The sequence below is a fragment of the Nodosilinea sp. LEGE 07298 genome, from assembly GCF_015207265.1.
Taxonomy (GTDB): Bacteria; Cyanobacteriota; Cyanobacteriia; order Phormidesmidales; family Phormidesmidaceae; genus Nodosilinea.
The window spans coordinates 47,194-59,444 of sequence record NZ_JADEXE010000008.1; the positions used below are offsets into that span (position 1 = coordinate 47,194).

At 52.4% G+C, this 12,251-nt stretch carries 15 protein-coding genes; 6 read left to right on the forward strand and 9 right to left on the reverse strand.

Going from position 1 to position 12,251, the window contains the following annotated elements; genetic code table 11:
• Positions 1–216: 216 nt before the first annotated feature.
• Both IQ273_RS02145 and IQ273_RS02150 read right to left on the reverse strand, forming a co-directional pair.
• Positions 217–1,731 carry a TolC family protein gene (locus tag IQ273_RS02145; protein ID WP_194021532.1) on the reverse strand — a complete coding sequence of 505 codons (1,515 nt, stop codon included), beginning with the start codon at positions 1,729–1,731 and terminating at the stop codon, positions 217–219.
• Complete coding sequence (locus IQ273_RS02150; RefSeq protein WP_194021533.1) at positions 1,664–2,392, reverse strand: response regulator transcription factor; 729 nt, start codon at positions 2,390–2,392, stop codon at positions 1,664–1,666. The genes IQ273_RS02145 and IQ273_RS02150 overlap by 68 nt, the downstream gene beginning before the upstream one ends.
• A gap of 427 nt (positions 2,393–2,819) precedes the next feature.
• Here IQ273_RS02150 and IQ273_RS02155 point away from each other — a divergent pair.
• Positions 2,820–3,645, forward strand: a protein-coding gene (locus tag IQ273_RS02155; RefSeq protein ID WP_228052232.1) for an IS5 family transposase whose coding sequence is annotated in 2 segments (ribosomal slippage) — positions 2,820–3,173 and positions 3,175–3,645 — 825 coding nt in all. Because the reading frame shifts where the segments join, the coding sequence is not laid out codon by codon here.
• 174 nt (positions 3,646–3,819) lie between these two features.
• Here the strand turns inward: IQ273_RS02155 and IQ273_RS02160 are convergent.
• The 5 genes from IQ273_RS02160 to IQ273_RS02180 form a co-directional block, all read right to left on the reverse strand.
• A complete protein-coding gene (locus tag IQ273_RS02160; protein ID WP_397196872.1) occupies positions 3,820–4,449 on the reverse strand; it encodes a DUF305 domain-containing protein in 630 nt (209 codons plus the stop codon).
• Between the two features lie 188 nt (positions 4,450–4,637).
• Positions 4,638–5,099, reverse strand: coding sequence for a putative iron-sulfur cluster-binding metallochaperone (locus tag IQ273_RS02165; protein WP_194021536.1), 462 nt, complete (start codon positions 5,097–5,099; stop codon positions 4,638–4,640).
• 35 nt (positions 5,100–5,134) lie between these two features.
• Positions 5,135–5,347, reverse strand: coding sequence for a mercury resistance system transport protein MerF (merF, locus tag IQ273_RS02170; protein WP_194021537.1), 213 nt, complete (start codon positions 5,345–5,347; stop codon positions 5,135–5,137).
• Positions 5,337–5,768: a heavy metal-responsive transcriptional regulator gene (locus tag IQ273_RS02175; protein WP_194021538.1), complete on the reverse strand. Its 432-nt coding sequence runs from the start codon at positions 5,766–5,768 to the stop codon at positions 5,337–5,339. Before IQ273_RS02175 ends, merF begins: the two co-directional genes overlap by 11 nt.
• Positions 5,769–5,778: 10 nt before the next feature.
• Positions 5,779–6,054: a thioredoxin family protein gene (locus tag IQ273_RS02180; RefSeq protein ID WP_194021539.1), complete on the reverse strand. Its 276-nt coding sequence runs from the start codon at positions 6,052–6,054 to the stop codon at positions 5,779–5,781.
• Between the two features lie 182 nt (positions 6,055–6,236).
• Here IQ273_RS02180 and IQ273_RS02185 point away from each other — a divergent pair, with 182 nt between their 5' ends.
• The 3 genes from IQ273_RS02185 to IQ273_RS02195 all read left to right on the forward strand — a co-directional run bounded on the left by IQ273_RS02185 (position 6,237) and on the right by IQ273_RS02195 (position 8,920).
• Positions 6,237–6,587 carry a hypothetical protein gene (locus tag IQ273_RS02185; RefSeq protein WP_194021540.1) on the forward strand — a complete coding sequence of 117 codons (351 nt, stop codon included), beginning with the start codon at positions 6,237–6,239 and terminating at the stop codon, positions 6,585–6,587.
• 114 nt (positions 6,588–6,701) lie between these two features.
• Positions 6,702–7,769: a multicopper oxidase domain-containing protein gene (locus tag IQ273_RS02190; protein ID WP_194021541.1), complete on the forward strand. Its 1,068-nt coding sequence runs from the start codon at positions 6,702–6,704 to the stop codon at positions 7,767–7,769.
• Entirely contained in the window at positions 7,766–8,920 is a 1,155-nt protein-coding gene (locus IQ273_RS02195; protein WP_194021542.1) for a ZIP family metal transporter, read from the forward strand. Before IQ273_RS02190 ends, IQ273_RS02195 begins: the two co-directional genes overlap by 4 nt.
• Positions 8,921–9,096: 176 nt before the next feature.
• Here IQ273_RS02195 and IQ273_RS02200 read toward each other — a convergent pair whose 3' ends face one another.
• Positions 9,097–9,237, reverse strand: a complete 141-nt coding sequence (locus tag IQ273_RS02200) for a porin (RefSeq protein WP_194021543.1) — start codon at positions 9,235–9,237, stop codon at positions 9,097–9,099.
• 180 nt (positions 9,238–9,417) lie between these two features.
• On the opposite strand from IQ273_RS02200, the gene IQ273_RS02205 reads away from it, so the two are divergent.
• The gene (locus tag IQ273_RS02205) at positions 9,418–9,858 is read left to right on the forward strand and encodes a MerR family transcriptional regulator (protein ID WP_194021544.1); all 441 of its coding nucleotides are present in this window, start codon (positions 9,418–9,420) and stop codon (positions 9,856–9,858) included.
• A gap of 813 nt (positions 9,859–10,671) precedes the next feature.
• A complete protein-coding gene (locus tag IQ273_RS02210; RefSeq protein WP_194021545.1) occupies positions 10,672–11,649 on the forward strand; it encodes an arsenic resistance protein in 978 nt (325 codons plus the stop codon).
• Positions 11,650–11,652: 3 nt separating this feature from the next.
• On the opposite strand, the gene IQ273_RS02215 is transcribed toward IQ273_RS02210, so the two are convergent.
• On the reverse strand, positions 11,653–12,251 hold a 599-nt coding region (locus IQ273_RS02215), incomplete at its 5' end, for an N-acetylmuramoyl-L-alanine amidase (protein ID WP_194021546.1).

A 12,251-nucleotide genomic window follows, 5' to 3' on the forward strand; every position in this document is an offset into this window, starting at 1 on the left:
TCTGAATACAGAGGAAAATAGTCGGCGATTGTCTCTGGGAAAACAGAAAGAGTAACGACTCTTTAGTGTCTTCAGAGGCGGATTCAAGTTACCTTACTCACTCTAAAAACTGCAAAGCCCACCGTAGACTTAGGCCGCGATGGGCTTTTTATTGGTTTTAATTCACTTCATAATTCAGAAAAAGTCTGATCCGGGTAATTGAGCAAATCTGCAAAATTATTCTGGATAAGGTTGCTCAGTTGCTCTTTGTATTGCAGCCAACGACCGATTGTAGTCTATGATTGCATTCGCTAAGTTGCCTTCTGCCTCAGCTAAATCTCCTATGGCGCTTAGCACATCAAGTTGAGTCCCGACTCCTGCATCAAATCTCAAGTTGGCTAACCTAAGCGCCTCTTGCGCTTGTTCTATAGCTGCATTGGCCGTAGTAATATTTTCCTGATTAGCCGTTAAGTTGAAGTATGCGTCCTCAACCTCCAAGCGAATACTGTTGCGAGTTTGGGAAAACTGGGTTTCTGCAATTTCAGATTCCTTATCTTGCTGAGCCGCCGATGCTGAGGCAGCACCCCCATCAAAGAGTTGCCACTGTAATCTAGCGCCCACGCTGAACCCATCATTCAATGCCGTTGAATTGCCGCTCAAAGCCTGCTGAAGGCCATAGTTGGCAACTAAGCTAAGATTAGGTCTTACCGCTGCCAGGGCAATTTGTCTCTGGCGTTGGGCAATGGTGCGCTGGGCCAAAACCTGCGATAGCTCAACGCGACTTTGATAGGCCAGTACAATACTCTCCTCTAAGGTCAGCGGCCAGCCTCCGGCAATTTCGACAGGCAACGTCTCAACATTTACTGAAGCTGGTAAATTTAGCCTGCGTGATAGTTGTCTCTGCGCAATTTGTCGTTGGCTTTGAACCTGCGTCAAGTCTTGGCGGGCATTGGCCACCTGCACCTCTGCCCGGAGCACGTCAAACTGAGTGCCTACGCCAGCACGTTCTCTTAAAATTGTGTCCTGTAGATTGCGCTCCGCTTCATCTAAAAAGGCCTGGCTAATCCGAATTTGCTCAACGGTCAGCTGTAAGGCGTAATAATCATTGGCGGTATCGAGCAGCAGTTGTGCTCTACGCCGGTTGATATCTAGTTCAGCGACCCGAATTTGCTCTTCGGCTACTTGTATTCTGGCTTGTCTACCCCCTGACAAGCCCAAGTCATAAAGGGCCTCAAGGTCTCCTCTTAAAACCGTTTGGTTGTCATTCTCTTCGCTATTACTTTGTAATGTTGATGCCAAGCCAACGGTTGGATACAGTTCTGCTCTAGCTTCTCTAAGCGCAAACTGACTGCGTTCTAGCTCTAGTAAGGCAATCTGAAGATCTTCGTTGTTGCGCAATGCTAGCTCAAAAGCTTCTTCTATAGAGAGAGTCTCTGTCGTAGTAATTTCAACAACTTCTGGCTGAGTTGGCAGAAATAGCGGATTAGGCTCCGGGGAAAGACGGTCAAGTCGTGAGGTATCTTCTTCTGGCTGAGGCAAAGATTGAGCAAGGGCTCTAGATGCGGTCAGGGGAGCAACATCTAACGCAATCACCATGGCCAAACTGGCTAGGGTAGATGTAGAAAGCCGAAAATCTTGACGCATGTTTAACAACAAAATGAGTGCTCTTAAATCAACAAATAAACTACGCCAAAGCCAGAGAAAAGGAATTTTTAGATCGACCCCTAGCAGCAGTCTTGAGAATATATCCAAACCCTCGAATGGTGTGAATTAGCCGTTCTTTTTGACCGTCTTCCATCTTTTTTCGCAGAGAGCAAATGTAAAACTGAAGCACGTTGCTCTCATGCCCAAGATCGCAGTCGTAGCTCCAAACAGCATCAATGATCTGTGTTTTTTTAAGCGCTTCCTTAGGATGCTCAAGAAAGTAAGCCAGTAAATCGAACTCCTTTGCTGTCAGGGTTAATTCATGGCCACCTCGATATACCGTCCGGCTGTAGTGGCTGAGTGTCACATCAGAGAAAACCAGTATTCTCGATGCATCTTCGCTATTATTTCTCCTTAGAAAAACTTTAATGTGGGCCAAAACTAAATCTAGACTTAAAGGTGTAGTGACGTAAGCATCAGCCCCTGCTTCTAGAGCAGCCGCTTGCTTTTGAGGAGTAGTGTCTTTATCGATGTAGAGAATAGGAATTGGATTGCCTGTAGTCCTCAGCCTTCTGCATATATCAATAGCTGTTAAATCAGAAATAGACGAGCTAATAATTAGTGCGTCTGGCTCAATTTGACGAACGTTGATAAGGCCGCTAAAGCCATCTTGATAAACACTGACGAGGTAGCTCTCCTGGATTAGCTCTGACTCAATTAAACGAGAAAAGCTAGATTCATTTTCTATGACAAGAATATGTTTGGCCATATAAACCCACCTCACTCTTTAAATTGAAAGCACCAAAAAGCAGGGCAAAACAAAGCCTATTCTAAGCGCTAGAACATAGGCTCTTCCTTAACACCCTTGGCATTAAGCTTTCTTAGCCTTTCAGTGTTTGTCGCTACAGTATGGCAAGTAAAAATGAAATGAACGTGAAAACTCTACCCAATTTAGAAAGTATTTTTAGGTGTCTCGTCCAGTCGTTGAAATTAAGGCGATTACGGACAAAGCTTAGTATTGTTGGCCAGATAAGTAGGTAGACCTAAGCAATCGGTATCCCAATCACGGCACAGCGGGCTTCCAGCGATTCAGGACTACGTTTAATTAGGCCCATCTACTTAGAACCTATCCGAAAACAGATGACCTAGGGACACAGCGGCTATAGCTTGAAGCCGTAGCCACGACTGTTTAGCGGATGACGATAGCTGAGATTAACCGCCGATATCAGGTTCCCGATGCGTTGTGGGAGCAACTTCAGCCGTTGATTCCAGAGGAGCCCCCGAAGCCCCAGGGCGGACGACCTCGCATGGATGACCGCCAAGCCCTGGAGGCCATTTTCTACGTGCTGTTCACCGGGTGTCAGTGGAAGGCGTTGCCCCGGAGTCTAGGGGCCGCCAGCACCGTTCATGATCGCTTTCAGGAGTGGCAGGCTAACGGCACCTTGGCTCGCTTTTGGCAGGCGGGCTTGGCCACCTATGCCGAGACACAAGGCATCGACTGGGAGTGGACTGCGATGGACGGTGCGCTAGTCAAAGCGCCCTTGGGGGGAAAAAGATACCGGTCCTAACCCCACTGACCGTGGGAAGTCCGGCTCTAAACGCTCCATTCTGACCGATGGCCAGGGCATCCCGCTCGCGATTGTAGTGGCCCCGGCCAATCGGCATGACATGAAACTATTCGAGGCGACCCTGGAGGCCCAACAGATGGTGCCCGCAGATCTTGCGACTGACCGATCTCGCCATCTCTGCCTTGACCGAGGTTACGACTATCAGGCGATCCGGCAGATTCTGGACGAATGGGGTTATGTCGGCCATATTCCGCCCAAGGAGGACCGGGACCTCATCATTCGCGACATCCCAAATTATCGGGCTCGCCGTTGGGTGGTGGAGCGAACCCATGCCTGGATGAATCGATTCCGACGGCTCTTGATCCGATGGGAGAAGAAAGCCGAAAACTACCTGGGCTTTCTCCAGTTAGCCAGTGCTGTCATCACATTTCGCTTAACTGGGGTTTTCGGATAGGCTCTTAGCACCTAGATAAGGTGCTGCGATAGGTTTCCCGCATCTGATCATTTAGTCACATCGATAGACTCTTCTGCTTGTTGAGTTCTAAAAATTTAAGGCTAGAAAATATTCCACAAAAGACGGGCCTCACTTCAAAAACTGAGGCCTGCCGAATTTTATTCGCTAATGAAATTACTGGCCGTACCAGTCTTTTCGCCACTGCTCCATTTGATCAATTTCGACCTGCTGGGTCGATAAAATATCTTGGGCGAGTTGTTGAACTTCTGGTCGGCTGCTTTTCTCTAGGGCATCTTGCGCCATAGCCAATGCCCCCTCATGGTGGGGAATCATGCCATTGATAAAACGTAGGTCGAATTCATCATCGGCAGTACCCAAGTTGCCACTCATCATCATAGTGGCCTGCATATCAGGTGTCATGGCCATGGAATGTCCCATAGCTGCGTGATACATGACAGGCTCTTCGCTGGCATTTGGGTACCACGTTTGCCGCCACTGCTGCATTCGGTCAATCTCGACCTGCTGAGCGGCGATGATCTCCCCTGCCAACTGCTTGACTTCATCTCGCTGCGAATTTTGCAAAGCCGATTCAGCCATCATAACTGCACCTTGGTGATGCAAAATCATGCCGTCAATAAACCGTAAGTCGAACTCCTCGTCACTGGGGCCGAGATCCATCATCATCGAATGGTCGGCCATGGGTTCATCTCCCATGGGCGTAGCGGCAGAGTCTGACGCTTTAGGTGCCGAGGATGACGTGCCGCACGCACTCACGATCACAGGTAGGGACACCAGTCCGCCCACTACTATCCACGAAGCTAATAGTCGTCTCAGAGTCATCGGATGTCAAACCTCTTTTCCATCACAAAGGTGGTTGCTCGCTTTCAAGCACGCTGACGCGCTCGGCACAACTGTCGGTTCTAAGTTTGACACTCAAAAATGAAATGCGAGTGAAATGGAATAGGTCTGAGCAAAATGACAGGACTCTGTCATTATCCAGAATCCATTTCACTTGATACAGCCATTGTTGATCGCACATCCGCCAGACAGCAGCGTCCCTGGGGGTTATTTACCTCACAGCCGCAGCGCTTGGCCTGAATATGGGCGGCAATATCGTCGAGGGCGTGACGATTGGCCGGATCGCGGAGCTGGTGCCGTCGCCAGTCAAAGCAGTAGCACACCGGCACCTCAGGGCTAAGATCTTTGGCAAAGACCGGCACCTTGAGGCGATCGGCCTCAAAGGTTTGGCCATTAGCACCAAAGTACACCACTGGGCAATCGGAGCTGGCGCAAAATCGGTAGCTCTGCTGGGCGTTGAGCTGCGCCAGGGCACCGGGCACCAGCAAACTTTTTAGGGTAATCAGCGGCACGGGTTTGCCCTTTGCGCCATTTCCGGGGCAGTGTTGATGGGATTGTGCGGCAGTAGTTAATGGGTCATTACAACAGTCGCTCATCAGTGGTCCCCTAAATGGACGTTTCATGGATTGATCTACTTCGCACAGCAGCGGCGATGCCGTCGATAGGTAACCACCGTTAGCGCAATCAAAATGCCCAACAGCGGCAGCAAGACCATGTCGAGATAACCCACCCAAACGGCTAGCCCCAGGGCGCTGAGCACAATCACCAGCACGGGCGTAAAGCAGCAGAGGGCCACAACTACGGTGCCAATTAGACTGGCGATAAAGGTATTTTTAGGCGTCATAGGATACCTGTTCAATAAACCCGCAGATGGTTCCCTGACAAAAGGTTTCGGTCGGGGCAGTAGCATCGTCGGTAAGTTGTGCCGCCAGGTTAGAGTGGTAGGTGGCTAGTTCCTGGCGGAGGGCTTGCAGCTCGGCAATTTGTTGATCGAGCTGCTGGAGATGGCTGGACACCATCGCTTTAAGCTGTTGGCAGGGCGCTGTGCCCCCAGCACGCAACGCAATCAACTGACCAATTTCCGTCAGCGATAGCCCTAGCCGCTTGGCTTTTTGGATAAAGCGCAGCCGCTCCACATCGGCAGTTCCGTAGAGGCGATACTGAGCCGCGCTGCGCTGGGGGGCTTGCAGCAGCCCCAGCCGCTCGTAATAGCGAATGGTGGAAGCAGGCACCCCAGCGGCCCGACTCAGATCGCGAATTAACATGACGGTGGTTCTACCCCTGCCCTATCCCCGCCGCCGCCAGAGCGTCGCGGGAAATCGGCTGCTGTTGACGGCAACAGTCCACCAATTCGCCATCGACCACCACGGCGGGAAGCCGATGGATGCCGTAGTCCTCCAGTTTTTGGCGAGCGGTGGCCGTGATTTGCTCACTGCGCACATCCCAAACTTGAATCTGGCAGGCTGTACAGCTCATCTGCTGCACCAGGTTGACGGCCTCGTCGCACCGAGGGCATCCAGCTACAAAGATTTCAACTTGTCGCTGAGTCATTTCATTACCTTGAAAGTTGAGTTCACTCTAAACCTTGAACCTAACTTCAAGGTCAAGGGGGGCCTAAACTCCGATTCGGGATGACAATTTACCAAACGCCCTTGACTCTCTAACGACTTTAGGGTTTAGCCTGAGATGGCGGATAATGCGGTAACTGATGTGAGGCATCTATTGTGGATCCTTTGGATATAAACCCTTCAGATCTTAGAATCCCAGCAGACCTGGCTCCAGAGGTGTTAGCGCTGGCAGCGCGACTACAGGCTGAGCAGCAGAGCAGCTACTCCCTAGAGGAATTAGTTGACGCAGGAGCCGAGGCTAACATTGAGCCGGAGTATATTCGTCAGGCAGCGCAACAGATTCAATCACAACAGATTCAGGCGACATTACGCCCTGCCAGATTCTCTTGGCTAGCTAAGGGCGGTGCGATGGCGGCGGCAGTTGTGGTCGTGCTATTTGGTATGACGCTAATTGGCGGCTCTACCGGTATGGGCTGCCATGCCAGGATGGACGCGGTAGAGAGCCATCGCCGATGACCCAGAGCTAGCCGCAGACCTACCCTAGCGACTGCGGCGTCTCAATTATGAAATAAATATGAAAAGACCTAGCTATCCATTATGCTTTTAATTATGAAGTAATTATGAAAAGCAATGGATTGGCATGTACAGCGGCGATCGCTCCTTGGAGCTGGGCTTCTAGGGGCTGGCACCTGGCTGGGTAGACGGTTTAACCAACCAGCGCTGGCTCAAGAGCGTGCCCTGACTGCTCCGGATCTTCATCACCAGGGCATGACTACGCTGGGTGAGGTTGATCACCTTAGAAATGGCTTTGACCCTTACGTACTGCTGACTCAGTGGGACGGCGGTAAGGTGTCGCAGTTCCCCACTGGCCAGCGCCTGCGGGAATACGACATTACTGCTGTCGAGCGAGAGATTGAGGTAGCTCCGGGGGTGTTCTATCCCGCCTGGACATACAACGGTCAGGTGCCGGGGCCAACGATTCGGGTCACAGAGGGCGATCGCATTCGCATTCGCTTTACCAATCAGGGTACGCACCCACACACCCTGCACTTTCACGGTATTCATGGAGCCAGGCAGGATGGCGTTCCAGGGGTGATGGAGGCTGCGCCGGGGCAAACGGTGACCTACGAGTTTGACGCGAAGCCCTTTGGCTGCCACCTCTACCACTGTCATTCTGTGCCGTTTAAGCGCCATCTCCACAAAGGGCTCTACGGCGCTTTCATTGTTGATCCTGACCCACAGCGGCACCCCGACCAGGTAGAGGTTGCCCGATCGCGCCTGCTGGGCTCCTCAGAAAACCAGCGTTGGCAGGAGTTACTGATGGTGATGAATGCTTTTGATACCAACTTTGACGAGGAGAACGAAGTCTACGCAGTTAATTCCATTCCCCATGCCTACATGAAGCAGCCGATTCGCATTGAGCGCGATCGCCCAGTGCGCGTCTATTTAATTAACGTGACCGAGTTTGACCCGATCAACTCCTTTCACCTGCACGCCAATTTCTTCGATTACTACGACCACGGCACCACCCTCACCCCTACCCACCGCACCGTTGATACCGTCATGCTCTGTCAGGGGCAGCGGGGCATCATCGAATGCTCCTTTGCTGACTTTGAACCCGGCATTTATATGTTTCATGCCCATCAGGCCGAATTTGCTGAACTGGGCTGGATGAGTGCCTTTGAGGTGGTGGCATGACGACTTTGCCCTGGCGCTGGGTGTTGCCGCCCCTCCTATTAGCGGGGTTGGTTGCCCTGCTGCTCACCCTGAACCCGGCCCGGTTGCTCAACTTAAATGCACCGCCGCTGGAATCGCTCACAGTTGAGCGCACCATTCTCAACGAAGACGGCATCACCCTCAAGGTACGGGCAGAGGGGTCAGCCCCCATGACCATTGCCCAGGTTCAGGTGGATGGTGCCTATTGGGCCTTTACCCAGCAGCCCCCTGGCCCGATCCGGCGGCTGGCAACGGCAACGGTTCAAATTCCATACCCCTGGGTAGAGGGCGAAGCGCATCATGTTCAGTTCCTGACCAACACGGGTGTTATCGTTGCCCACCCCATTGACGTGGCTCTGCCTACACCCGCTCTGTCTCTGGCAACGCTGCTGGGCTACGGCTGGCTAGGGCTCTATGTGGGGCTGGTGCCAGTGGGGTTAGGTATGTTGTGCTACCCCTATTTGAAAGTGCTGGGCCAGCGAGGACTAACCTTTGTTTTAACCCTGACATTGGGCATGCTGGCGTTTTTGCTGGTAGACACCTTGCAGGAAGGGCTGGAGCTAGCTGGAAAGGCGGCGATCGCGTTTCAAGGCCAAGCCCTGGTTTGGTTTGCAGCCACAGTGGCTTGTCTAGCCTTATTTGCCGTGGGCCGCCGCCGGGGCAAACCGCCCGAAGGCTCTGCGCTGTCTACCTATATGGCTTTGGGTATTGGTCTGCACAATCTGGGGGAGGGGCTGGCGATCGGTACCGCCTTTGCCCTAGGGGAAATTGCCTTGGGCTCATTTCTGGTGGTTGGCTTTACCCTCCACAACCTGACCGAAGGGCTGGGCATTGTTGCACCGCTGCTTAAGCAAAAACTGCGCTGGAAGACCTGTGTAGCGCTAGCCGCCCTGGCTGGACTCCCTGCTGTGGTGGGGTTGTGGGTGGGGGCTTTTGCTTTTTCTCCCCACTGGGCGGCTTTGTTCTTGGGCATCGGTGCAGGGTCGATTTTGCAGGTAATCGTAGAACTCAGCACCTACCTACAGCGGCAACTGCATCAGTCAAGACTCTCTGGCTTGGCAGGGCTGAGTTTAGCTGGCTTTACGACCGGGCTACTTGTGATGTACAGCACCGCGCTGCTGGTGAAATTTTAACCAGACAACCTAGCCATCACCTTTTTTGAGCGCTACAAGCGCGTTAGATCTGGTGTGGGCTAGGTTGCTGGTACAGGTGTGAATCTACTGCCAAGCTTGAAAGACGCTTTTAGCTTAGGCCCTGCGGGCTGCTTGAGAGGCTATCTGGTCTCTAAAACAGCCTTATCGTCTTTAGCTTAGCCGCAGTTAGAAGGGGGGCAATCAGGGGTGGGGAACAGGCAGGGAGCGGCAGCGGCAACGCCAGCCACGGCAGCGGTCAGAACAAGGGCAGAAACAGCCGCTAGGGAGAGCTTCTTGATCTGAGGAACTTTGAGCATCGGAATTAACCTCTTTGGTAAAAATGGTGAATCAAACGGTCTCTAGACGAGACTTTCCATAAGGTAAACCCTGAGGTTGGCTTGAGAGTCAACCCCCCAAGTTTGCACTAAGCTAGCTTTAGTGACGATGGTCGCGCATCCCCAATCGGTCTTTTTTTAGAAGGATGGCCTGCTCAGACAATGAAGAAACTCCTTAAAATAGGCGAGCTGGCCAAACAGGCTCACGTGACGGTAGCCACCATCCGCTACTACGAGTCGCTGCACCTACTAGAGCCGGTGAGCAAGGCTGAGAATGGCTATCGCTATTACGACGACGAAGCTGTTACTCGTCTGCTATTTATTAAGCAGGCCCAGACATTGCAGTTTTCCCTGGCAGAAATTCAGCAGGTGTTCGATGTGCGCAAGCAGGGGGAGCCGGTCTGCACCCTGGTTAAAACGCTAATCGACTGTAAAATTGCGACCCTGGAACAGGAAATTCAGCAAGCTACTGCCCGTAAAACCATGCTAGAAACCTACCGCACGAGTTGGGCCGCCCGTCCCCTAGACAATCCATCCGATGTTAAGGTTTGCAGTCTTATTGAAGAAGTAAGCCTAACCCTGAATCGTTTAGAGGCTATTTAAGAAACTGTCAAATTAGGTCTGATTTATTCTAAATGCGGCTAATATCATGAACCGCCATAGTCCCTTGAATTGGCTAAATTCGCCTGAGTTCAACATAGTTATATTTTCGTTTTTACTGTCTTTCTTTTGGGAAATTCAGCAAATGTGGTTTTATCAAATTCCAGCTGGATACTCTCACTTCGATATAGTCAGAAATTGCACCCTCGCTACAGTCGGAGATGTCGTAATTATATTGATTGCATTTTGGGCCGTTGCAGCTCTATCGAAGTCTCGTCAATGGTTGCGCCACCCAAACCGTAGCCAAATGGGTGTTTTCATCTTTGTAGGAGTGGTAATCACCGTTGTTATCGAAGCCTTGGCCACTGGCCCCCTCAATCGGTGGACTTATGCCGAGTTCATGCCAACAATTCCGATTTTAGGCACTGGGTTAGTGCCATTGTCAATGTGGTTTCTAGTGCCTCCGCTCACCATTTGGTTTACCAGGCGTCAAATTCAGCCTGTAAGGTCATAACATTCAGATCCAATCGTTCGAGATTTAACCAGAGCGAAGGATAACTAATACTGTCCCAGATGCATGGTGAAGTACATAGTTGCTAACCTTTTTGGAAAGAGAATCGCTGAGAATATTACAAGGCTCATGATAATGAGGTATACAGGTTTCTTTGCTATGGTGAATCTTACGCGTTATGGTGAGACTCCTTTACATAAGATAGTTTGGTCTGAGTGTTGCGATGACCCCACGGGAGAAATGCAGGAGTCACTGCGGCATAATCACTAATCGACCGCAAAATTGCAACCACAGATACCCTAACCATGACCTGGTTTGAGCGATCGCAGCCCCTGTTAATTCTGCTTTCGGTGCTGCTGGGGCTAGGCCTAGCTCAAATTGGCGACGTTGCTGCCCTGGCAGGCCATCTCATTACACCGCTGTTGATGGGGATGCTGTACGCGGCGTTTCTGCCTATCCCGCTACGGCATCTGGGTAGAGCCTTTGGCAACTACCGTGTGACTGTTGCCAGCCTGGCGATGAACTTTGTCTGGACACCCCTGCTGGCCTGGGCGTTGGGGGCGCTGTTTCTGCGAGATGCGCCCGATTTGCGGGTGGGTCTGCTGATGTTGATGGTGACCCCCTGCACCGATTGGTATCTGGTGTTTACCGGCATTGCCAAGGGCAACGTCAGCCTTGCAACGGCGCTGCTACCGCTGAATTTTGTCTTGCAGATGGTGTTGTTGCCCGTTTATCTGGCCATTTTTGCCCAGGCGCTGGTCTCGCTCGATCTTGGGGTACTGGCAGGCAAAATAGCCACCGTTCTGCTGATTCCACTGGCGTTGGCGCTGCTGTCTCGTTACGGCATGGGCTGGCTAAAGGGGCCAACCTGGCTCCACCAAAAGCTGCCGCAGGTGGCGATGGTACAGCTCCTCTGTTTGAACTTGGCCGTTGTGGCTATCTTTGCCGCCGAGGGCAAGGCGTTACTTCAGCGTCTAGATCTGTTGCTGTGGTTGCTGCTGCCCATTGGTTCGTTTTTTGTGATTAACTTCGCCCTGGCTCAATGGCTGGGGCGGCGGTTGCGGCTGGCATATCCAGAGGTAGTCTGCCTGACTTGCACAACCCTGGCACGGAACTCTCCGGTGGCGCTGGCGGTGGCAGCAGCAGCCTTTGGCGATCGCCCCTTGATTGCCCTAACCCTGGTAATCGGCCCGCTGCTAGAGCTGCCGATTATGGCGCTCGTGGCCCAGCTGTTGCTGCGCTCTCGCCCTGGCGATGGTTCGCCCTGCAGCAGGGAAAGTTGAGAGCTAGAGCGATCGCTGAGCGTACTGCAAAATACCTGCGGCAATGCCTTGGGCCATGCGGCTGCGCCAGGCCGGGTCGTTGAAGTTACGGGCGTCTTGAGCCCCAGTGACAAACCCGGTCTCGACCAAAACCGATGGCATAGAGGTGTTTACGAGGATGTGAAAACGAGCCTGGCGCACCCCGCGATCGGGCATGGTCACCAGACGCAAAATAGATTGATGAATCACCTGGGCGAGACGATTCCCTGAGCTGTGGTAGTAGGTCTCTAGCCCGTTTACCTCGGGCCTACTCAGGCTAATGGAGTTGGCGTGAATGCTAACAAAGAGGTCGGCATTGGCCCGCTCGGCAATTTGCACCCGAGGTGCCAAATCAATTTCCCGATCATCGGAGCGGGTCAGCACCACCTGCGCACCGCTTTGTTCTAAGATTCTGGCGACTTCGTAGGCGATCGCAGAGGTTACATCTTTTTCGCGCAGGCCGCCCACGCCGATCGCCCCCGGATCGCGACCGCCATGGCCTGGGTCGATCACAATGGTAACGGCCTGCTTGGGAATGCCACTATTCGGTGGGGGCACCGCTGGGGTCGCGGGTATGGCGGGCT